This is a genomic window from Shewanella eurypsychrophilus (assembly GCF_007004545.3).
In the GTDB taxonomy this organism is placed as follows: Bacteria; Pseudomonadota; Gammaproteobacteria; order Enterobacterales; family Shewanellaceae; genus Shewanella; species Shewanella eurypsychrophilus.
The window spans coordinates 3,731,906-3,753,036 of sequence record NZ_CP045503.2 but is presented as its reverse complement, the minus strand read 5'-3'; the positions used below and the strand labels follow the sequence as shown (position 1 = coordinate 3,753,036).

The 21,131-nt window shown below is 43.1% G+C and carries 22 protein-coding genes; 20 read left to right on the top strand and 2 right to left on the bottom strand.

Translation table 11 applies throughout. The features are described 5' to 3' along the window. The first annotated feature begins 50 nt into the window (after positions 1 to 50). The 19 genes from fliN (at position 51) to FM038_RS15845 (ending at position 17,133) form a co-directional block, all read left to right on the top strand. Entirely contained in the window at positions 51 to 434 is a 384-nt protein-coding gene (fliN, locus tag FM038_RS15935; protein ID WP_142874327.1) for a flagellar motor switch protein FliN, read from the top strand. A gap of 7 nt (positions 435 to 441) precedes the next feature. Further along, positions 442 to 813 (top strand): flagellar biosynthetic protein FliO, encoded by a 372-nt coding sequence (gene fliO, locus FM038_RS15930; RefSeq protein ID WP_142874326.1) that lies wholly within the window; start codon positions 442 to 444, stop codon positions 811 to 813. Further along, a complete protein-coding gene (gene fliP, locus FM038_RS15925; RefSeq protein WP_419555647.1) occupies positions 813 to 1,562 on the top strand; it encodes a flagellar type III secretion system pore protein FliP in 750 nt (249 codons plus the stop codon). The genes fliO and fliP overlap by 1 nt, the downstream gene beginning before the upstream one ends. 8 nt (positions 1,563 to 1,570) lie before the next feature. Continuing rightward, the gene (locus FM038_RS15920; RefSeq protein WP_142874324.1) at positions 1,571 to 1,840 is read left to right on the top strand and encodes a flagellar biosynthetic protein FliQ; all 270 of its coding nucleotides are present in this window, start codon (positions 1,571 to 1,573) and stop codon (positions 1,838 to 1,840) included. Positions 1,841 to 1,894: 54 nt separating this feature from the next. Beyond that, complete coding sequence (gene fliR / locus FM038_RS15915) at positions 1,895 to 2,692, top strand: flagellar biosynthetic protein FliR (RefSeq protein ID WP_142874323.1); 798 nt, start codon at positions 1,895 to 1,897, stop codon at positions 2,690 to 2,692. Positions 2,693 to 2,724: 32 nt separating this feature from the next. Further along, the gene (gene flhB, locus FM038_RS15910) at positions 2,725 to 3,858 is read left to right on the top strand and encodes a flagellar biosynthesis protein FlhB (protein WP_199242699.1); all 1,134 of its coding nucleotides are present in this window, start codon (positions 2,725 to 2,727) and stop codon (positions 3,856 to 3,858) included. 266 nt (positions 3,859 to 4,124) lie between these two features. Next, on the top strand, positions 4,125 to 6,224 hold the full coding sequence (gene flhA, locus FM038_RS15905; protein WP_142874322.1) for a flagellar biosynthesis protein FlhA: 2,100 nt from the start codon (positions 4,125 to 4,127) through the stop codon (positions 6,222 to 6,224). Positions 6,225 to 6,236: 12 nt separating this feature from the next. Then, on the top strand, positions 6,237 to 7,637 hold the full coding sequence (flhF, locus tag FM038_RS15900; protein ID WP_142874321.1) for a flagellar biosynthesis GTPase FlhF: 1,401 nt from the start codon (positions 6,237 to 6,239) through the stop codon (positions 7,635 to 7,637). 4 nt (positions 7,638 to 7,641) lie between these two features. Then, complete coding sequence (locus tag FM038_RS15895; RefSeq protein WP_142874800.1) at positions 7,642 to 8,523, top strand: MinD/ParA family protein; 882 nt, start codon at positions 7,642 to 7,644, stop codon at positions 8,521 to 8,523. Beyond that, positions 8,516 to 9,235 carry an RNA polymerase sigma factor FliA gene (locus tag FM038_RS15890; RefSeq protein ID WP_142874320.1) on the top strand — a complete coding sequence of 240 codons (720 nt, stop codon included), beginning with the start codon at positions 8,516 to 8,518 and terminating at the stop codon, positions 9,233 to 9,235. The genes FM038_RS15895 and FM038_RS15890 overlap by 8 nt, the downstream gene beginning before the upstream one ends. A 41-nt stretch (positions 9,236 to 9,276) precedes the next feature. Further along, complete coding sequence (cheY, locus tag FM038_RS15885) at positions 9,277 to 9,660, top strand: chemotaxis response regulator CheY (RefSeq protein WP_012324268.1); 384 nt, start codon at positions 9,277 to 9,279, stop codon at positions 9,658 to 9,660. A gap of 14 nt (positions 9,661 to 9,674) precedes the next feature. Beyond that, entirely contained in the window at positions 9,675 to 10,412 is a 738-nt protein-coding gene (locus tag FM038_RS15880; protein ID WP_142874319.1) for a protein phosphatase CheZ, read from the top strand. A 15-nt stretch (positions 10,413 to 10,427) separates the two neighbouring features. Then, complete coding sequence (locus FM038_RS15875) at positions 10,428 to 12,602, top strand: chemotaxis protein CheA (protein ID WP_142874318.1); 2,175 nt, start codon at positions 10,428 to 10,430, stop codon at positions 12,600 to 12,602. Between the two features lie 22 nt (positions 12,603 to 12,624). Next, the gene (locus FM038_RS15870) at positions 12,625 to 13,743 is read left to right on the top strand and encodes a protein-glutamate methylesterase/protein-glutamine glutaminase (RefSeq protein WP_142874317.1); all 1,119 of its coding nucleotides are present in this window, start codon (positions 12,625 to 12,627) and stop codon (positions 13,741 to 13,743) included. Further along, complete coding sequence (locus tag FM038_RS15865) at positions 13,736 to 14,341, top strand: hypothetical protein (protein WP_195873089.1); 606 nt, start codon at positions 13,736 to 13,738, stop codon at positions 14,339 to 14,341. The genes FM038_RS15870 and FM038_RS15865 overlap by 8 nt, the downstream gene beginning before the upstream one ends. A 36-nt stretch (positions 14,342 to 14,377) precedes the next feature. Next, positions 14,378 to 15,169 carry a ParA family protein gene (locus FM038_RS15860; RefSeq protein ID WP_142874316.1) on the top strand — a complete coding sequence of 264 codons (792 nt, stop codon included), beginning with the start codon at positions 14,378 to 14,380 and terminating at the stop codon, positions 15,167 to 15,169. Continuing rightward, on the top strand, positions 15,153 to 16,148 hold the full coding sequence (locus FM038_RS15855) for a chemotaxis protein CheW (protein ID WP_195873088.1): 996 nt from the start codon (positions 15,153 to 15,155) through the stop codon (positions 16,146 to 16,148). The genes FM038_RS15860 and FM038_RS15855 overlap by 17 nt, the downstream gene beginning before the upstream one ends. A gap of 7 nt (positions 16,149 to 16,155) precedes the next feature. Then, the gene (locus tag FM038_RS15850) at positions 16,156 to 16,647 is read left to right on the top strand and encodes a chemotaxis protein CheW (RefSeq protein WP_142874315.1); all 492 of its coding nucleotides are present in this window, start codon (positions 16,156 to 16,158) and stop codon (positions 16,645 to 16,647) included. A gap of 81 nt (positions 16,648 to 16,728) precedes the next feature. Beyond that, positions 16,729 to 17,133 (top strand): DUF2802 domain-containing protein, encoded by a 405-nt coding sequence (locus FM038_RS15845; protein ID WP_142874314.1) that lies wholly within the window; start codon positions 16,729 to 16,731, stop codon positions 17,131 to 17,133. A 58-nt stretch (positions 17,134 to 17,191) separates the two neighbouring features. Here FM038_RS15845 and FM038_RS15840 read toward each other — a convergent pair whose 3' ends face one another. Continuing rightward, positions 17,192 to 17,545: an EscU/YscU/HrcU family type III secretion system export apparatus switch protein gene (locus FM038_RS15840; RefSeq protein WP_142874313.1), complete on the bottom strand. Its 354-nt coding sequence runs from the start codon at positions 17,543 to 17,545 to the stop codon at positions 17,192 to 17,194. 228 nt (positions 17,546 to 17,773) lie between these two features. After that, positions 17,774 to 19,897, bottom strand: coding sequence for a hypothetical protein (locus tag FM038_RS15835; RefSeq protein WP_142874312.1), 2,124 nt, complete (start codon positions 19,895 to 19,897; stop codon positions 17,774 to 17,776). Between the two features lie 370 nt (positions 19,898 to 20,267). On the opposite strand from FM038_RS15835, the gene FM038_RS15830 reads away from it, so the two are divergent. Continuing rightward, positions 20,268 to 21,131 carry an MlaA family lipoprotein gene (locus tag FM038_RS15830; protein ID WP_142874311.1) on the top strand — a complete coding sequence of 288 codons (864 nt, stop codon included), beginning with the start codon at positions 20,268 to 20,270 and terminating at the stop codon, positions 21,129 to 21,131.

The window sequence follows — 21,131 nt, the reverse complement described above, 5'->3', positions numbered from 1 at the left end:
GAGACCCCACTAAGATATTAATTTGATGTAAGTCGTTAAGGTAAAAGCAAATGAGTACAGAAGATACAGGTGACGATTGGGCTGATGCAATGGCCGAGCAAGCAATAGAGGAAGCTCAAGCGGTAGAGCTCGATGAGCTTACTGATGTTACGTCTTCGATGTCTGATGAAGATGCGGCAAAACTTGATACTATCATGGATATTCCGGTCACTATTTCAATGGAAGTAGGCCGCAGTTTTATCAGTATTCGTAACTTGCTTCAGCTTAACCAAGGTTCAGTTGTTGAGCTTGACCGGGTTGCTGGAGAGCCTCTCGATGTTATGGTTAACGGTACCTTAATTGCCCATGGCGAGGTGGTTGTAGTCAATGATAAATTTGGTATTCGTCTTACTGATGTTATAAGTCAGACCGAGCGAATTAAGAAGTTAAAATAAGGTTAATATGATTAACGCATTGTTTGTAAGTGGGCTTGCAGCTTCTCCGACTGTCGTCGCTACAGCTGAGAAAGGTTCGGCAATATCGACCATGACCAATATGTTAGGTGGGTTAGTCATTGTTCTCGCTATCATTTTTGTACTGGCATATATCGTAAAACGCTTGAACCTAGCCCCATCAAGCCACAGTGTTCTTAAGACATTAGCTGTTATGCCACTGGGGCAGAGAGAGAAAATTGTTTTACTCGAAGTGGACGGGCAACAATACCTGCTCGGCGTCACTGCTCAGCAGGTCAGCGTTATCGATAAACTTCAAAGTCCAGTCAGTGTTGAGACTGAATCATTCGCTGAACGTCTGCGCCAGGCTAAGACCAAATAATTATGAAACGGATACTGCCTTCACTCCTTTTTAGTCTACTATTTATTTCGCCAGCAGCCTTTGCTATTGATGGCATTCTCCCAGCCGTTACTGTAACGACAACCCCAGATGGCGCGACGCAATATTCTGTGACTATGCAGATATTGTTGTTGATGACAGCAATGAGCTTCTTGCCTGCCATGGTGATAATGTTGACATCTTTTACTCGTATTGTCGTGGTGCTGTCAATTTTAAGACAAGCAATTGGCCTGCAACAAACGCCTTCCAATCAAGTTATCATTGGAATGAGTATGTTCTTAACATTTTTTATTATGGCACCGGTATTCGATAAAATTTACGAGGAGGCTGTAAAACCCTATATGGCAGGTAGCGCCAATATTGAGCAGGCTTATAATATTGGTAAAGAGCCTATTAAAGAGTTCATGTTGGCACAAACACGTGTCACAGATTTAGATACCTTTATAGAAATTTCAGGTTATCAAAACATTAATTCTGATGAAGATGTGCCAATGAGTGTGCTAATTCCTTCATTTATTACCAGTGAATTGAAAACCGCATTCCAAATCGGCTTTATGCTCTTTGTCCCATTTCTGGTATTAGATTTGGTTGTTGCAAGTATTCTGATGGCCATGGGGATGATGATGCTATCGCCAATGATTGTGTCACTGCCCTTTAAGATCATGTTATTTGTGCTTGTTGATGGTTGGAGCCTAGTGATGGGCACGCTGGCCAACAGTTTTGGTATTTAGGTGTTTATATGAATCCTGAATCGCTGGTCGATATATTTAGAGAGGCGTTAACGGTTATTGTGACGATTGTGTCATTAATCATTGTTCCAGGATTGATTATTGGCTTGGTTGTTGCTGTTTTTCAAGCGGCTACATCAATTAACGAGCAGACATTAAGTTTCCTTCCTCGTCTATTAACTACCTTGTTTGCACTGATGTTTTTAGGCCATACCCTGATCCAGACTATGATGGAGTTCTTTGTACGAATGGTTCATATGATCCCACAAGTTGTTGGATAGTGAGATGATAATGAAGCGTATAACCCCATTTAACCTGACATTCGCTTAGCCATTATGGATATTTTAATGACTACCATAATGGATACAATAGCATCATATATGTGGCCGCTATTTAGAATATCCAGCATGTTTATGGTCATGGCTGTATTTGGTGCAAATACGACCCCAACCAGAGTGAGATTGTTGCTTTCTGTGGCCATCACATTCGCGATTGCTCCTGTGTTACCGCCTGTGAATAATGTCGAGTTGTTTGCTGTCTCAGCGGTATTTGTTACGGTTCAGCAAATTTTAATCGGTGTGGCAATGGGCTTTGTTTCCTTGCTGGTGATGCAAACTTTTGTACTTACGGGACAAATAATAGGCATGCAAACCAGCCTGGGCTTTGCCTCTATGGTCGATCCTTCATCCGGTCAGCAAACGCCAGTGATCGGTAACTTCTTTCTTTTACTGACCACAATGATCTTTTTGGCAGTCGATGGACATTTAGTGATGATTCGGATGCTGGTGATGAGCTTTGAAACCATTCCAATCTCAGATCAAGGCTTGAGCATTAGCAGTTATCGGATGTTGGCTGAGTGGGGCAGTTATATGTTTGGTGCGGCCCTGACCATGTCAATGACTGCTATTGTGGCTTTATTGTTGATTAACCTCTCGTTTGGGGTCATGACTCGAGCATCACCACAATTAAATATTTTTTCCATCGGTTTTCCTGTGACCATGGTCAGTGGTTTGATCATACTCTGGCTGACTTTGACGCCAATCATGGAGCATTTTGGTGGAGTATGGACTGCAGCCCAGTTATTGCTCTGTGATATCGTCGAATTAAAATGTAATACAGATGGAAGATTTTGATGCCATTTAGCTATTCATGGAGGCGTTAACCCATGGCTGAAAATGATAGCAGTCAAGAGAAAACAGAAGAGCCTACCGCCAGGAAAATTCAACAGGCTCGTGATAAAGGTCAGGTAGCCCGTTCGAAAGAACTGGGCACTTCGGCAGTATTAATGTCTGCTGCTGTTGGCTTTGCTATGGTGGGTCCGAGTTTGGCAGAGAGCCTGATCACGATAATGGCGACTCTTTTTACCTTGGAAAGAGATCAAATATTCGATACTAACCAAATGAATTTAGTATGGGGAATGATAGGCAGGGAGCTGGCATTGCCTATGGCAAGTTTAATGTTAGTGATCGCCTTTGTTGCTTTTATTGGCAATATCGTTCTTGGGGGGATCACATTTTCGACTAAAGCGTTTATGCCAAAGACAGATAAAATGAACCCAAAGAATGGCTTTAAGCGAATGTTTGGTGTTCAAGCGCTTGTTGAGTTGACTAAAGGTATTGCCAAGTTTTCTGTGGTGGCGTTTTCAGCCTACTTTCTACTGAGTTTCTATTTCAATGATATTTTAGCCCTTTCTAGAGAAAACTTACCGGGTAATGTGCATCATGCATTGGATCTATTGGTGTGGATGTTTATTTTATTGTGCTCATCAACAATCATTATTGTCGTGATAGATGTTCCATTTCAAATCTGGAACCATAACAAACAACTGAAGATGACTAAGCAAGAAGTGAAAGATGAATATAAAGACACTGAAGGTAAACCTGAAGTTAAGGGGCGCATAAGGCAGGTACAGAGGGAATTAGCGCAAAGACGTATGATGACAGAGGTGCCTAATGCTGATGTGATTGTTGTCAACCCTGAGCATTATGCCGTCGCAGTAAAATATGATGCGATGAAATCAACGGCACCTTATGTGCTGGCTAAAGGGGTCGATGAGGTGGCATTTAAAATTCGTGAGATAGCACGTGAACACGAGATAGCGATAGTTTCAGCTCCTCCCTTAGCGAGAGCGATTTACCATACCACTAAAATAGAGCAGGAAATTCCCGAAGGATTATTTACCGCCGTTGCCCAAGTGCTGGCTTATGTTTTCCAATTGCGTCAATTTCAAGATCAGGGGGGTAGAAGACCCACTCCAATTCCGAGAAAACAGCCTATTCCAGATGACTTTAAGTATTAAACTTACTTTTGACTTGTAGGATTTTTGCTCACTTCTGACGTGCGATTAGGCGACATCAGTTAATATTTGCGTGCTTGACTCCATTTTGTTGTAAATTCCATCAGTTAAATATTAAGTAATTCATTTAACGAGACATTAACGGTATAGTTCGCTGAATAATGTCGACACTAGAAATCTAGGGTTAATTACCGTTTTATCGAGCCGTTACCTCTTATTGGCTCAAATTTTGCTTAATAGGTAAAGATGTCAAAGTTTGGACTTTTTTAATGGATGTTAAGGCAAGACTCAGTCAAATTAAGCAAATAAAGCCCGCTATCTTTAAAGGGATTGGTACACCTTTGCTTGTCTTGGCGGCGTTAGGCATGATTATTTTGCCCATGCCTACATTTCTTCTCGATACCCTATTTTCATTCAATATTGCATTAGCGTTAGTCGTGCTGCTCGTGGCTATCTATAGTAATAGGCCGTTAGATTTTGCCGCTTTCCCTAGTGTGTTATTGGTCGCAACGTTATTGAGACTCGCCCTTAATGTTGCCTCGACGCGTGTGGTATTACTAGAAGGCCACAACGGAGGAGATGCCGCGGGTAAAGTGATTGAATCTTTCGGTTCTGTGGTGATTGGCGGTAACTATGCGGTCGGTCTCGTGGTGTTTTTAATTCTAATCATTATTAACTTTGCGGTTGTCACCAAAGGTGCGGGTCGAATATCAGAAGTGAGTGCCCGCTTTACCTTGGACGCTATGCCAGGTAAACAAATGGCTATCGATGCAGATTTGAATGCGGGTGTATTAAATCAAGAACAAGCACGAGACAGACGTGCAGAAGTGACGAAAGAAGCTGATTTTTATGGTGCGATGGATGGTGCGTCAAAGTTCGTCAAGGGCGATGCAATAGCCGGCATCATGATCATGGTGATCAATATACTCGGTGGTTTTGTTATTGGCATGGTTCAGCACGATTTAGACTTCTCCACTGCTGTTGAAATTTATACTTTATTGACGATTGGTGATGGTTTAGTCGCACAGATCCCCGGCTTATTACTCTCTATTGCTGCTGCATTAATGGTGACTCGTGAAAATGAAGCTGGTGATATGGGCCAGATGATGATGAGTCAAATGCTGGGCAATCCTAAATCAATTGCCATTGCAGCGGGTGTGTTGTTTGTCATGGGGATAGTCCCTGGCATGCCACACTTTGCCTTTTTATCTTTAGCGATAGTGATTGGTGCTGTGGCCTACTACTTGTATCACAAACAGCAGAAAGCGCGTCAGGAGTCACTTGAGCTTGCCAAGAAACCTGCGACCAATACTGCAGCTTCTAAACCCAAAGAACTGAGCTGGGATGATGTTCAACACGTTGATACTATTGGGCTTGAAGTCGGTTATCGCTTGATACCTCTGGTGGATAAAGGCCAAGGTGGTGAGTTACTTGGTCGTATAAAAGGGGTGAGGAAAAAATTATCACAAGAATTAGGCTTCTTAGTTCCGGCTGTACATATTCGCGATAATTTAGATTTGTCTCCCAATACCTACCGTATATCCTTAATGGGCGTAGCGTCTGGTGAGGCAGAAATTAGGCATGACTGCGAACTGGCAATTAATCCAGGGCAAGTGTACGGAAAACTAGATGGTGTAGAAACCAAAGATCCAGCTTTTGGGCTCGATGCTGTCTGGATAGCCCCTGAAATGAGAGAACATGCACAGACTTTAGGGTACACAGTTGTCGACTCGGCAACCGTAGTTGCGACTCATTTGAGTCAGTTGTTAACCAATAACGCCGCCAAGCTGCTAGGTTATGAAGAAGTACAGCAGTTGATGGATATGCTAGCAAAGAATTCACCTAAGCTAGTGGATGGTTTTATTCCCGATGTCATGCCATTAGGTACCGTCGTCAAAGTGATGCAAAACTTGCTTAACGAAGGCGTGTCAATTCGTGATCTCAAGACCATCGTTCAGACGCTACTAGAATATGGCTCTAAGAGTGCGGATACCGAAGTATTGACAGCGGCTGTACGTATTTCACTCAAACGCATGATCATTCAAGAGATAAGTGGCCCAGAAACAGAAATCCCCGTCATTACTTTGGCGCCAGAACTGGAACAGATGTTGCATCAGTCAATGCAAGCGACGGGTGGAGAGGGGCCGAACATTGAGCCTAGCCTAGCGGAAAGAATGCAGAAGTCTTTAGAAGATGCTTCACAAAGGCAAGAACTGGTAGGGCAACCGGCCATTTTGTTGACATCAGGCATGCTTCGCTCGACACTCTCTAGATTTGTAAAGCACACTATTCCGAACCTTAGGGTGATCTCCTATCAGGAAGTTCCCGACGAGAAGCAGATAAGAATTGTTTCTGCGGTAGGTCAGTAGAGGGCATATTAAGTGAAGATTAAACGATTTTTAGCAAAAGATATGCGTACGGCATTGGCACAGGTTAAAGAAACCTTAGGTTCTGATGCCGTGATTATGTCAAATAAAAAAGTGACAGGTGGAATAGAGATAGTTGCGGCCATTGACTATGATGAGCCCAAGCTTAGAGTTGACGTCCCTGAGAAGATAAATCCTTCGCCTACTTTTATGGACTTGGCTGAAGAAAAAATCTCCTTGGGCTTGAAGCGACCTGTTAGGTCTGAAACCAAAGTCAAACCCGCTCCGGCCGCTGATTCATTGCAAGCGTTATTAGAGAGGCAACAAAGCCGTGTTGAGCAGCATACACATGCGTCTTCTCATGGTGTTGATGAACTCGATATGCCCCAATGGGCTAAAGGCCTACAAGCACCAGAGAAAAAGAACAGTTCAATCGCACCGGAAGCACAACATTATGCCCATAAACCCGCTAAGGACACTAAGAGTAAGCAAAGTCCTGAGTTAGAGATTATGCGTGAAGAGCTGACGTCGTTGCGAAACTTACTCACTCATCAGGTCAATACCTTGATGGCTGAGAAAAAAAGTCGAACAAATCCCGTGGGGGCTATGCTAGAGAGAAAATTACTCGATGCCGAGTTTTCACCTGAAGTCGCGATCAAGCTCTCTGAGTTGAGTGAACATTATACGCCAGCAGACTTAGTTAAAGTGCTGCCTCGAAGTTTAGCTAATATGCTCGACAATCAAGGTGATGATATAGTACGCCAAGGTGGGGTTGTTGCATTTGTTGGCCCTACTGGAGTGGGAAAAACGACCACAGTGGCAAAATTAGCGGCTAGATTTGCAGCACATCATGGCGCAGATCAAGTTGCATTGATCACAACCGACCATTATCGCATTGGGGCCTTTGAGCAATTGGCAACTTATGGCAAAATAATGGGCTGCCCGGTTAAACAAGCTCATGATTTAAATGAGTTGGAACAAATCCTATATCAGTTCCGCAATCGCAAGCTAGTATTGATAGATACCGCAGGTATGGGACAGAGAGATTTACGACTTTTCCAGCAACTTGATAATTTAGCTGCAAATAGCAGATTACCTATACGCAGTTATCTGGTACTGTCTGCTACAGGTCAAAGAAGAGTTTTAGAAGAAGCTGTCGAGCAATTTAAACGCATTCCATTATCGGGTGCGGTATTAACTAAACTTGATGAGTCAGTTTCTTTAGCACCCGCTTTGAGTGTTTTGATTCAAAGTGGTTTACCATTAAGTTACGTTACTGATGGTCAACGAGTTCCAGAAGATATTCAAGTAGCCGATACGTTTGCATTAGCAAATAAAGCGCTGTCTGCATTAGACAGCAAACCTAAAGTAACAAACAGTGTACGGTCAGATGAAAGGGCCTATGCATTTGAGTAAAGCAATGAGTCGGGATCAAGCAAGTGGTTTACGTATGATTAATCAACCATATAACGAAAAAGTAAAAGTAATAGCTGTGTCAGGCGGTAAAGGTGGCGTTGGTAAAACCAGTGTTGCCATCAACACCGCAGTGGCACTCGCAGAGAAAGGCAAGCGCGTGCTTGTCCTCGATGCTGATTTAGGATTAGCCAATGTGGACGTTATGCTTGGCCTGCGCGCCGAACGTAATTTGTCACATGTCTTATCCGGTGACACAGATCTAGACGATATCATAGTGCGTGGACCGAAGGGGATTGGGATTATTCCTGCGACTTCGGGGACACAAGCTATGGTTGAACTGTCTACGGCACAACATGCCGGATTAATTCGGGCATTCAGTGAGATGAAAACGCAGTTCGACATACTCATTGTTGATACCGCTGCTGGTATCTCCGATATGGTGCTGAGTTTCTCTCGTGCGTCTCAAGATGTGCTCGTTGTGGTATGCGATGAACCCACCTCGATCACTGATGCGTACGCACTCATTAAAATTTTGAGTAGAGAGCATGGTGTCTTCCGTTTTAAAATAGTTGCCAATATGGTGCGAAGTTTACGGGAAGGGATGGAACTCTTTGCTAAGCTTAGTAAAGTTACCGATAGATTTTTAGATGTTGCCCTTGAATTAGTGGCTACAATTCCCTTTGATGAGAATTTACGAAAGTCGGTGAGAAAGCAAAAGTTAATTGTTGAAGCGTATCCTAAATCGCCAGCGTCGATTGCCTATCACGGTTTAGCAAATAAAGTGATCAGTTGGCCTATACCGCAGCAACCAGGTGGTCATTTAGAATTCTTTGTTGAGCGTTTAGTACAGCGCCCTGAGTACCAAGAGGATAGAACGAGTGAGTAAAGCCTCTGCGTATACTTGTTTAGATAATAAAGCCTTAATCGTTGAACAGTACGCACCGCTTGTAAAGAAAATTGCTCACCATTTGCTCGCTCGTTTACCTGCATCAGTGCAGCTCGACGATTTATTGCAAGCAGGTATGATGGGGCTTTTAGAAGCTTCATCGAAATTTGATGGCAGTAAAGGGGCTAAGTTTGAGACCTTTGCAGGTATTCGGATCCGTGGCTCTATGCTCGATGAAATACGCCGAGGAGATTGGGTTCCTAGGTCTGTGCATCGAAACCAAAGACGCGTGGCTCAAGTGATTGGTGAGCTTGAGCAAGAACTCGGCAGAGATGCTCAAGATGGTGAAATAGCGCTAAGGTTAGAAATGACTTTAGATGAGTATCATCATATTTTAAACGATGTTTCAGTGGGTAAAGTCATTGGGATTGAAGATTTAGGCGTATCGGTCGATGTTATCAGTCATGGTAACGAGAGTAATGACGATACCTTTGAATCGATAGCAGAAGATGAGTTTCATTCTGCACTTGTAGCAGCAATTAAGTTATTGCCAGAAAGAGATGGATTAGTTTTGTCGCTTTACTATGATGAAGCATTAAACTTGAAAGAGATTGGGGCCATTCTTGAGGTTAGTGAGTCACGAGTTAGTCAGATATTAAGTCAGGCAATGCTCAGACTAAAAGCTAAACTTAAGCACTGGACAACAAAATAACGATTAAATGAGCAATAATTAAGAGTTCCGCGGAGGAAACCTTGGACAAGAATATGAAGATTCTCGTTGTTGATGACTTCTCAACAATGAGACGTATCATCAAGAACTTGTTAAGAGACTTGGGCTTTAACAACACCCAAGAAGCAGATGACGGTTCGACAGCACTACCTATGTTACAAAAAGGTGATTTTGACTTTGTTGTAACTGACTGGAATATGCCCGGTATGCAAGGAATCGATCTATTAAAAGCGATCCGTGCAGACGATGAACTGAAGAATATCCCTGTGTTGATGGTGACTGCAGAGGCGAAGAGGGAGCAGATCATAGCGGCAGCACAAGCCGGCGTTAATGGTTATGTTGTTAAGCCCTTTACGGCAGCAACACTAAAAGAGAAGTTAGACAAAATCTTTGAACGACTCGGTTAATCCAAGGTTGTGATATGCAGGCGAACACTTCAGGGCTCGTTACGTTAGAGCAGGCCAATAAACTTGTAGAGCTGCTTACACAGGGCGAACAACACCTCGCTGATGAACTAATCAGAGAGATTGCTACGCCAATTCAAAAGGAGCTTTTCGATGAGGTCGGCAGACTGACTCGTCAGCTTCACAGCGCGATAGTTGATTTTCAAGTCGATGATCGCTTAGTCGAACTTGCCAGTACTGAGATCCCTGATGCCAAAGAGCGGCTCAATTATGTCATCGACATGACTGAACAAGCTGCAAACAAGACCATGGATGCTGTTGAGGAGTGTTTACCGTTAGCGTCAGCACTCACGACGAATATTCAGTCTGTTAAGCCGACCTGGAATCGATTGATGAAGCGCGATATTGAGCTGAGTGAGTTTAAAGGCTTATGTCACGACGTACAGCAATTTGTAGAACGAAGTGAACTCGATTCTATTCGTTTGAAAGAATTACTCAATCAAATTCTTCTCGCCCAAGATTTCCAAGATTTGACTGGGCAGATGATAAGAAGAGTCATTGAGTTAGTCCGGGAAGTAGAAAATAATTTAGTCTCAATGCTGACAGTATTCGGTGAACAGCCTGTCAGTGAAAATCCAATAAGCATAGATGACAGCGTTAAGGCCGAAGGCCCGATCATGAATGCTGAACAACGTGACGATGTCGTCACTGGACAAGATGAAGTCGATGATCTGTTATCGAGCTTGGGTTTTTAATTAGGAGTCATATTAATGTCATTTGATGTTGATGAAGAGATACTGCAAGACTTTTTGATCGAAGCTGGTGAGATTTTAGAGCTTTTATCTGAACAGTTAGTCACCTTAGAAAACAACCCTGAAGATTCGGAATTGCTTAATGCCATATTTCGAGGTTTTCACACTGTAAAAGGTGGTGCAGGGTTTCTTAGTTTGACTCCTATGGTCGATGTCTGCCATGAAGCTGAAAATACGTTTGATCTGCTTCGTACTGGTAAGCGGGATGTTTCAGCAGAATTGATGGACATCATTCTGCAAGCTGTCGACGCAATAAATGCCATGTTTGCTCAAACGCAAGCTGGCGAACAACAGCAGCCAGCTGAAGCATTACTTTTAGCTAATTTAAAGCTATTGAGTTCAGGATCCCCCTTACCTGGTGTGCCAAACGCCGAAGCGAGCAGTGATGCATCAATAGAACTTTTTGATGAAGCGCCTGTTGCAGGGGCTGGTTCAGGACAAGATGACTCAGGTATTGAGTTGTTTGATACGGCGCCAGTTGCTGTATCCAGCATTGCTGGTGAAGGCGGAATTGATGAAATCAATGAAGATGAATTCGAAGCGCTTTTAGATGCATTACACGGTGGCGGAAATAGCCCATCAGAAATCAAGAAGACCCCAGCTGCTCCAATAGTCTCTGCATCCGATGATATTACCGATGATGAATTCGAGTCATTACTCGACGAATTACACGGTTCAGGAGGTTTTAAAGCCAGCGATGCCGCGCCTGCCACAACAGTCGCAGCTGCCGCACCAGCAGTCGATTCAGATGATATTTCAGATGATGAATTTGAAAAACTGCTTGATGAGCTTCATGGATCAGGTACAGGTCCTGGCATCACAGCTAAAGTTACGTCGGTATCTGCCAAGCCATCAACACCGAAAGCAGCCACGCCTGTAGTGCCAGCAAAAGCTGCGCCGAAGCCTGTGGTTAAAGAGAAAAAAGCGGTGAATAAGCCTCAGGCTAATATGCCTCAGGCTGAAACCACAGTGCGAGTTGATACTGCACGCCTTGATCAGATTATGAACATGGTTGGCGAGCTGGTACTTGTACGAAACCGTTTATTAAGCCTAGGGATCTCTCGAGATGACGAAGAGATGTCGAAGGCCTTAGCCAATTTAGACCTAGTCACGGCAGATCTACAAGGTGCGGTGATGAAGACTAGAATGCAGCCGATCAAGAAAGTTTTTGGTCGCTTTCCTCGAGTCGTTAGAGATTTGGCAAGAACGTTAAAGAAAGATATTAATCTCACCATGATTGGTGAGGAAACTGACTTAGATAAGAATTTGGTAGAAGCACTCGCCGATCCATTAGTTCACTTAGTCAGAAACTCCGTCGATCACGGTATTGAAATGCCAGCAGATCGTGAAGCAAGTGGTAAGTCTCGCACTGGTACCATTACACTTTCAGCAAGCCAGGAAGGCGACCACATCTTATTAAAAATTGAAGATGATGGTGCAGGAATGGATCCCGGTAAGCTAAAAGAGATCGCCATCAGCCGTGGTGTACTCGATGAAGATGCCGCAGCGCGTATGTCTGATTCAGAAGCGTATAATCTTATCTTCGCGCCTGGATTTTCGACCAAGGTCGAGATCTCAGATATCTCGGGCCGCGGAGTGGGTATGGACGTGGTTAAAACCCGAATTGCGCAGTTGAACGGGACCATCCATATCGATTCATTGAAAGGTAAAGGCACAGTATTAGAGATCAAAGTTCCATTGACTCTCGCGATTATGCCTACCTTAATGGTTGAAGTTGCTACTCAAGTATTTGCACTTCCTTTGTCTAGCGTTAGCGAGATATTCCATCTCGATTTGACCAAAACGAATATTGTAGATGGTCAGCTAACTGTGATTGTTAGACAAAAAGCCGTACCTCTGTTCTATCTTGAGCATTGGCTGAGTCGTGTACCGTCTAATTTAAAACATGGTGATAAAGCCCATGGTCATGTCGTCATTGTGCAACTTGGCACAATGCAGATAGGTTTTGTTGTTGATTCTTTGATTGGTCAAGAAGAAGTGGTCATTAAGCCATTGGGCACCTTATTACATGGTACTCCTGGTATGGCTGGTGCGACGATTACTTCAGATGGTGGCATTGCATTGATCTTAGATGTACCTGGTCTACTTAAGCATTACGCGAAGAATAAATAAAATAAGCGCTATAGGAATTTGAATGGGCATTAAAGTTCTCGTTGTCGACGATTCTAGTTTTTTCCGTCGAAGAGTCAGTGAAATCGTCGCCAGAGATCCAGATCTTGAGGTCATTGGGACGGCTGTAAATGGTGCTGAAGCTGTAAAGTTGGTCGCTGAACTTAAACCACAAGTTATTACCATGGACATAGAGATGCCAGTTATGGATGGCATTACTGCTGTTCGAGAAATAATGGCAAAAAATCCGACCCCGATTTTAATGTTTTCCTCTTTGACGCACGATGGTGCAAAAGCCACATTAGATGCGTTAGAAGCTGGCGCGTTAGACTTCTTGCCTAAGCGGTTTGAAGATATTGCCACTAATAAAGATGATGCCATTTTATTATTGCAGCAGCGAATTAAAGCCTTGGGTCGCAGACGTCTTTACAAGCCTATCTCGCGGCCAGTACCTGCGAGTTCAAGTACAATGGCTCGCTCGAGCAGCAGTGTTCAGCAACCGTTGCGAGCAACCAAACCAGCGACTCCGGCATCGAGAGCCTCGTCTGTTGTTAGAGCTTCTGGTAAGAAGTATAAGCTGCTGTTAATTGGTACATCTACCGGCGGCCCAGTGGCCTTACAAAAGATATTGACTAAGCTACCGGCAAATTATCCTCATCCCATTTTATTGATCCAGCATATGCCAGCTGCCTTTACACCTGCGTTTGCTGGCCGTTTAAATGGTTTATGTAAGATTGAAGTAAAAGAAGCTCAGTCTGGTGATCAGTTAAAACCTGGTACCGCATATCTAGCACCAGGTGGAATGCAAATGATGTTGGAAAGGGGCGGTGCTCACGGCAGGCTCAAAGTGCTTAGCGGCAGTGCCGATATGAATTACAAGCCCAGTGTGGATATCACCTTTGCTTCAGCTTCAAAACTATCAGGTCGTGACACGTTAGCTGTGGTGTTAACGGGTATGGGGGCCGATGGTAGAGAGGGGGCTCGAATGTTAAAAAGTGCTGGCGCGACTATTTGGGCACAAGATGAAGCCAGCTGTGTTGTGTATGGCATGCCACAAGCAGTTTCAGCGGCAGGAATTTCCAGCCAGTCAATAGCACTTGAGGATATGGCTGAGTCAATTCTACGAGAATCTGGTAATGGCTAAGCCTAGAGGGAAAGCTGGGACTTTCCCTATTTTGCTCATTTTTTTGCTGACACTTGGAGTGCTCGTTTTAAGCTCTTTATATTTTGAGCTTCACCAAAAAAACGCGCTTCTACTCCTCGAAGTTGACAGGTTAAAACAATCTCAGGTGTTACTCATGGTGCCTGATGATCAAGCACAAGCTGTTGCTAATTGGATGGCACAACATCCAGAAGCAACTCAGACACTGTTATCAAAAGCAAAACCCGGTGAGCAAGTGACTCTCGAAGTCGGGCCCGGTGTGAATTCTGAATTAGAAGCGGCAATAGACATTAGCCCTCTAATGCCGCAAGCGGAAACATTAGCGGGTGATCTGATTACAGAAAGACAAATACCTGATAAGAACATTGCTTCACATCAAATAACTCAACAAGAGCAAAATGGAAAGACTATTAGTTCAACGGTGAATGAATTAAGCTTACTCGAAGACAATGAGGCTAGCTTAAAAGTTAACGCAGTTTTACCTAAAGAGGCGACCTTGTCTGAGAACGAGGATGGGGTAAAGGTCATCAGCTTGCCTCATGGCGGGATTAGAGTAACGACACGAGAGAATAATCAATAAAAATATGTCGATAATCGTTTTTTTGAGGGTGAATTTTTGAAGGTCTGGACAATCGCAAACCAAAAAGGTGGCGTTGGGAAGACGACTACTGTAGCAAGTTTAGCTGGAGCGATGGCTAAGCGTGGCATGCGTGTATTAATGGTGGACACAGATCCACATGCATCTCTAGGTTACTATCTTGGTATTGACTCTGAAGAGGTAGTGGGATCGCTCTATAATGTATTCCTTGCACATAAAGAGCTCAGTGCCGATGCCGTCAAACAGCATATTGTTACCACTGCTGTCGAGGGCATAGATCTCCTGCCTTCAACGATGGCACTAGCGACATTAGACCGTTCATTAGGACATCAAGGTGGCATGGGGCTTATCCTGAAAAAAGCGTTAGCCCTTGTCGCCGATGATTATGATATTACCTTGATAGATTGTCCGCCTGTTCTAGGTGTACTTATGGTTAATGCCCTGGCTGCGAGTGAGCATATTATTGTGCCAGTTCAGACAGAGTTTTTGGCCATAAAGGGCTTAGACCGTATGATCAAGACCATGGTGTTGATGGGACGGTCCAACAATATCAATTACAGTTACACAGTCGTACCTACCATGTATGACAGGCGTACTAAGGCTTCTGCATCAGCCTTACTGCATCTTGGTGAAGATTATGGCGCTCAGCTTTGGCCCGATGTTATACCCATTGATACTAAATTCAGAGATGCGAGCTTGGCGCACTTACCTGCTTCACATTATGCGAGTCATAGCCGTGGTGTTAAAGCCTATGAAAGACTGTTAGATCACTTGCTTGGGGAGGCGCAATCTCATGTCAAGCTTAGTTGATGAAGCTGTTTTTGATTATTTTTCGGTATTGCTGACAGATGTTGATGAGCTCGAAGAGATTAAACCTGTACAAGTGACCAATGAACGCAATCTACTTTTAAGTAAAGAATCAAAAGTACAAAAGTCAGTAACTGATCGCTTCAGTGCTGATACCGTTCAAAGTCTTAAGCAGACAAGGCCTGCTCCGAGCAAGCCAACTCTCACGACTGAGGCAAGGTTAAAAAATACAGAGCCACAATTAGATAAGCAGTCATTAGAGCAGTTATTAGCGCCTGTTTTTAAGCCGCAAGTCAGTGCTGTAAAGCCTGAAGAAAAAATTAAGGTTAAGGTTAATACTGAGGTTAACGCTCAGATTAGAGAAAAAGCAAAATTAGCGTTAAATAAACGGGTTAAGCCGAAACCTGCTGTTGAAGCTGAAGTTAAGCCGTTAGTCAATATTGTTGATGAAACAGAAATACAAATAGAAACTTTACAGCAAGTTGACGTAACACCGCCTAAAGTAACAAAAGATTTGCTCGAAACGCTCGATGATGAGTTTCAGGTACTATTCTTTAAGGTAGCAGGGTTAACACTTGCTGTACCTTTAGTGAGTCTTGGTGGAATTGTTAAACTTGAGCGGGTTAATCATATTATGGGAAGGCCATCTTGGTACAAAGGTGTGCAGACCTATAGGGATTCACAGTTAAATATTGTCGATACTTGTGCTTGGGTAATGCCCGAAAAGTATGATGAAGCGTTAGCTGAAACCGTAAACTATCAATATGTTGTATTATTAGAAGATAGTAATTGGGGATTGACCTGTGAATCATTGGTCAATTCGGTAAAAATTAACAAATCAGCTGTCAATTGGCGTAGCAATGCGGGTAAACGCCCTTGGTTAGCTGGAGTAGTTAGAGAGCAGATGTGCGGCATATTACATGTGCAAGCACTGATAGAGTTATTAAATTCAGGTTTAGGTAGTCAGGATCCTGTTGGTTGAGGTAGATATGTCAGACGCAAATAAAGTAGCTGTAGCAGTAAATAAAGACGATGAAGTGTTGCAATGGGTAACCTTTAGACTCGACAACGAGACCTACGGTATCAACGTTATGCAGGTTCAAGAAGTACTAAGATATACTGAGATTGCACCTGTTCCAGGCGCGCCTCATTATGTTCTAGGTATTATTAATCTACGTGGCAATGTTGTTACTGTTATCGATACACGCTCTCGTTTCGGATTAGCTTCAGCAGATGTAGATGATTCAACTCGAATCGTCATCATAGAAGCTGAAAAACAAGTCATAGGTATTTTGGTCGATAGTGTCGCGGAAGTGGTATACCTACGTGGCTCTGAAATCGATAATGCACCTAATGTCGGTACCGAAGAGAGTGCTAAGTTCATTCAGGGTGTCAGTAATCGTGATAATGAATTACTTATCTTAGTCGATCTCGATAAGCTGTTATCCGACGAAGAATGGATGGAGTTGTCTCAAGTATAATTTTATTATAAAGTTTCTAGGAACTAGACCTTTGGGCCTAGTTCCTAGGATCTCCTTCCTTTTTAAGAGTCTTATTCATTCATGATCTATGATGGCATTTTAATTGCGGCTTTAGTTTTTGTCATTGCCTGCTTTGGGTTTGTATTATACCAATACAAACAAACCAATAAATTACGTACAAAAGTTGAAGCCTTATCGCTACTGGTCAAAGAAAGTGATCGCCAACGCGAAACGGTTAAGCGAGAACTGCAAGAGCTGAGAAGTGGCACCATAGGTGTCGGTAAGCGTATGCTTGAGTTAGAAAAGCGAACCGAAAAGCAGGACGCCAGACTGGATGAAACCAGTCAGCAAGATCCACAAGCCAGGTTGTACTCCAGAGCCTTGAAGATGGTTGATTTAGGGGCCGGGATTGATGAATTAATTGCTGAATGCGAACTACCAAAAGCAGAAGCAGAATTAATTTTACGTTTACATGGGAAGGGATAATAAGTTCCTAGTACCTAGGTTTTAGTACCTAGGTTTTAGTACCTAGAACTAAGAACCTTTAAACTTCTTCTACTATCTTCTGATGCATATTATTCCATTGATCGGGAAACTTCCCTTCGAGCATATAGGTGAAGGCGATTAGCTCGGCGATCAACAGGTAAAGCTCTTTAGGGATCTCTTCACCTAACTCTAATCGTTGTAAAAAAACACTTAGATGAGGGTCTTGATGAATATGAATACCCGCCTGTTCTGCTAAATTTATTATTTCATCCGCCACAGTTCCTTTACCTGTCGCAGTAACCGTAGGGGCATGTTGACCACCAAAACGCAATGCAACGGCTTCACGCTGTTTCTTTTTGTCGTTGGTATCATTTGAACCATTGTCTTGTGGTTTATTAGCATATTCTGTCATCTGATTTCCATTATTTTGATGATTTATCCCGGTTGTCTAGCATATTTCGCGGCTAAAGCCGCTCCTACAGTAAGACCGGCTTTAGCCGGGAATATAATCTGTGCTAAAACCTAAAACCTAAAACCTAAAACCTAAAACCTAAAACCTAAAACCTAAAACCTAAAACCTAAAACCTAAAACCTAAAACCTAAAACCTAAAACCTACGACTTAAAACTTACAACTTTTTTTCATGCCTTAATCTTAACCAGAAAATGTTCACCCGGGAGCAAGGTGGCAGGCACGTTGGTGAGTTTAGTTTCTACCTTGTCTGGCTGAAATCCGATATCTGTTAGCTTGTTTAATAACGGTGGTAGTAAGCTATCGATTTTTTTTAATAGTGTTTCATCGGTGCCATTAAATATTAGGTCTATTCGCTCACCTTTAATCGCTGCTTGAATGAGTAACGGGCCTTTACCTAAGTTAAACTTTAGCTGTAATCGCCAATGCTTTGACTCATTATCTTCATCTGAATTACTGTCTTGCTTAAAATGCCCCTCGAGTTGCTCTTGGTGCTCATTGAGGGAATAAGGAAGGGTAAAGAACCAATTGACTTGATTGTTGCTGTCACTACTTGCTTGAGAGTAAAGTTGTAGATTGCTAAAGACTTTACCGAGTGACTCTGTCGTGCCGATTTTTTCTAACAAGTTGAGCAGGGATGCACTGCCGCCCATTTGGGTTTGCAGTCTTTGTAAATAGTTCTGAGCCTGTTGCGAAATCTTACTTGCCCCAGAAGCGGAGTGACTTTTTACGCCCAATAGCAGCTGAAACAGCATTGAGATTGAATGCATATGAGATTGTGGACTCAATGTACCTGCTAGGCTACTTTGACTGCCTATGTGCTGCTGAAGGCTCATTAGCCCGGCAAGTTCACCTTTTATAGTGCTGGGTAGTGCAAGTGTATTAAGCGCTCTGGGTCTGAGAAGCGGAAGCAATTTTAAAACGGCGCTGGCAAGACTAGTATCAGGCTTGGCTATTGGATCATTGGCTGTCTCGGTTATTTTTGGCAAACTGCCCGCCTTGCCTAACGCTTTGTTTAAATATTCCTTCATCAAGTGCTGCATCAAATGTTGCTTTGAGTTGTCACTCTGTATCTGGGTACTGGAGGGCGTTTGTTGCTTGCTGTTATGTTCAGTTTTTAATGCTTGATGGGGACTCGTTACTGCAGGACTTAACACTTCACCCTTTGCATTGCTCTTTTTAATGGAATCTTGGTTAATGGCAACTTGGTTAACGGCAACCTTGTCGCTAACCGAGTCGCCGTTTTGAGCATGTTGTGGAGTTTGGTTTAATCGCTCAAACAACTGAGTGTAGATGCGACTCAGCTCAGGCTTGGCTTTTACCAGCGTTGCATCTTGTTGGGTCATTGTCTGGGATGCAACAGAGCTCGATACTAACTTAACTGACATCTCGCCGAGTATGGGCTTAAGTGTAAGTAACCACTGCTTATTTTGATATTGAATACTTGGCTGCAGATAGACGCGGCTCATTGCTGCAGAATCTAGCTCAGACTTGCTTGCAATATTGTTCAGCGTCAGCGTCGACAATGGCACTAGGGTGCCATTTGAAAACTGAAGTTTGCCATCATTTATCTGTGTGATGGGCAATGGATAGCCCTGTGCCCTAGCACTAATTTGTTGCAGTTGCTGGCTATCTACATTCTGTTGACTGATGAGCTTATGTAGCTGCTGGGGCAATGGGATGGTGACTGCTGAGCCCAAGGCTAGCAATACTCTTTGGCCTTGATGTGCTTGCTTATTCTCTGTGACAGGCTGTGAGTGAGCACTGGGCATGCTAGCGCCGAGATGAGAACTCGAAAACTGCTGGTTGATAGTACTTGACGTATTAGAAGATGAAGTGCGAGATTTTGATGGGTTCGAAATTACACTATTTGACTCTAAATTTTTCAAAGCTAAATCATTTAAAGCTGAATTATTCAAGACTAGAACATTTGCTGCTTTTATGGCGATCTGTCTTTGTGAAGCGGTTAAAAATGTGAGCAGGTATCGAGTACTGTCTATAGAGATATAGTCTGCCTTAGCAGAAAAATGAATCGCGGCCAGTTTGGCCTCAGTCGTAACCGTGGTGGCATTAGTACTGGGATTAGCACTTGCACTAGCAGTGCCATTAGTCGCTGCGCTTTGTGGGTTTCTTGCAGGTTCAGGTGCAAGATAGGTATTGAGCAAACCTGAGCTAGCTTGTTGAGCCGCCCTGGTTTGCAGGCGAGTTGAAGCCTGCTCCGGTTTATTGGTACTCGTCACGGGCTCAGGTTGGCTCGCTATGTTTGTCCTAGATGGGTTTAATGGATCTGGCATCTACTAAAGGTCCCACAACTTTTAATTTTAACTTACACTTTTTTTGATTATATGTTTGATCTATTTTTATTGCTAAGTATCCTTAGCGCTCTTGTAAACAAAATCACACTGATTAGTCTAGTTTACAACAGTTGGAAATTTATACCTGCCATACTTGCCTATCGACAAAAAGTCGACTGGGCTTTAATTAAAGTCACATATCGGGTCGTAAGTAACGAGCTGTAAGTATAAAGCTGCATTATTTTGCTAAGCTCAATCGTGTGTCTTAAGTATTACCTATGTTTAGGCTTCTCATTCATTAGTGAGCCTAAGTTGTAGCATTAGTTGTAGTAGCTGAAAAGGATTCGGCTGCATTATTGAAGAGATATATATGACGTTAAAATGGATAGCATCAGTTATCGTTGCACTCAGTTTTTATCCAAACATAGTGCTTGCTTCCGAATCGAGTACTGAATCGAGTACCAGTGTAATAGGTGTTGAGTCTCCAGTTCAACAGAGTGTTTTACCTGCTAAAACAACAATCAATAAGCAAGAACTGCAACAAACAGAAGCCAAGGTTATTATCAGCTATAACGACGATAGAGATCCTATAGAAGGTTTTAACCGAGCGATGTGGGATTTTAACTATCTTTTTATGGATAGATATTTCTATCGTCCAGTCGCTCATGGTTATAATGATTATATCCCTAGACCAGTTAAGACTGGGGTTAATAACTTTATATTGAACCTTGAAGAACCGAGTGCACTTGTGAACAATACCCTGCAGGGAAAGTGGCTGTGGGCTGTGAATGCAGGTGGACGCTTCACCATTAACACCACAATGGGCTTGTTGGGTATCATAGATGTAGCCGATATGATGGGCTTGCCGCGTAAACAAGATGACTTTAATGAAGTCTTAGGTTATTACGGTGTGCCGAACGGCCCGTATTTTATGGCACCCTTCTTCGGTCCTTATGTTACTCGTGAACTCGCATCTGATTGGGTTGATGATCTATACTTTCCATTATCAGAGTTAGCATTGTGGCAATCGCTGGCTAAGTGGGGCTTGAAAAACCTGCATAATAGAGCCTCCGCGATTGATCAAGAACGTTTAGTCGATAACGCATTGGATCCATATACTTTTGTCAAAGAAGCTTATTTTCAACATATGGATTATAAAGTGTATGATGGAGATGTTCCGGTCGATCAAGATGAAGATGATCTACTCGATGAATATATGCAGGAGCTAGATTAA

Coding starts and splice junctions, on each gene's coding strand:
- fliN (WP_142874327.1), top strand. CDS start 51: ATGAGTACAGAAGATACAGGTGACGATTGGGCTGATGCAATGGCCGAG.
- fliO (WP_142874326.1), top strand. CDS start 442: ATGATTAACGCATTGTTTGTAAGTGGGCTTGCAGCTTCTCCGACTGTC.
- FM038_RS15920 (WP_142874324.1), top strand. CDS start 1,571: ATGAATCCTGAATCGCTGGTCGATATATTTAGAGAGGCGTTAACGGTT.
- fliR (WP_142874323.1), top strand. CDS start 1,895: ATGGATATTTTAATGACTACCATAATGGATACAATAGCATCATATATG.
- flhB (WP_199242699.1), top strand. CDS start 2,725: ATGGCTGAAAATGATAGCAGTCAAGAGAAAACAGAAGAGCCTACCGCC.
- flhA (WP_142874322.1), top strand. CDS start 4,125: ATGGATGTTAAGGCAAGACTCAGTCAAATTAAGCAAATAAAGCCCGCT.
- FM038_RS15895 (WP_142874800.1), top strand. CDS start 7,642: ATGAGTCGGGATCAAGCAAGTGGTTTACGTATGATTAATCAACCATAT.
- FM038_RS15880 (WP_142874319.1), top strand. CDS start 9,675: ATGCAGGCGAACACTTCAGGGCTCGTTACGTTAGAGCAGGCCAATAAA.
- FM038_RS15875 (WP_142874318.1), top strand. CDS start 10,428: ATGTCATTTGATGTTGATGAAGAGATACTGCAAGACTTTTTGATCGAA.
- FM038_RS15870 (WP_142874317.1), top strand. CDS start 12,625: ATGGGCATTAAAGTTCTCGTTGTCGACGATTCTAGTTTTTTCCGTCGA.
- FM038_RS15865 (WP_195873089.1), top strand. CDS start 13,736: ATGGCTAAGCCTAGAGGGAAAGCTGGGACTTTCCCTATTTTGCTCATT.
- FM038_RS15855 (WP_195873088.1), top strand. CDS start 15,153: ATGTCAAGCTTAGTTGATGAAGCTGTTTTTGATTATTTTTCGGTATTG.
- FM038_RS15850 (WP_142874315.1), top strand. CDS start 16,156: ATGTCAGACGCAAATAAAGTAGCTGTAGCAGTAAATAAAGACGATGAA.
- FM038_RS15845 (WP_142874314.1), top strand. CDS start 16,729: ATGATCTATGATGGCATTTTAATTGCGGCTTTAGTTTTTGTCATTGCC.
- FM038_RS15840 (WP_142874313.1), bottom strand. CDS start 17,545: ATGACAGAATATGCTAATAAACCACAAGACAATGGTTCAAATGATACC.
- FM038_RS15835 (WP_142874312.1), bottom strand. CDS start 19,897: ATGCCAGATCCATTAAACCCATCTAGGACAAACATAGCGAGCCAACCT.
- FM038_RS15830 (WP_142874311.1), top strand. CDS start 20,268: ATGACGTTAAAATGGATAGCATCAGTTATCGTTGCACTCAGTTTTTAT.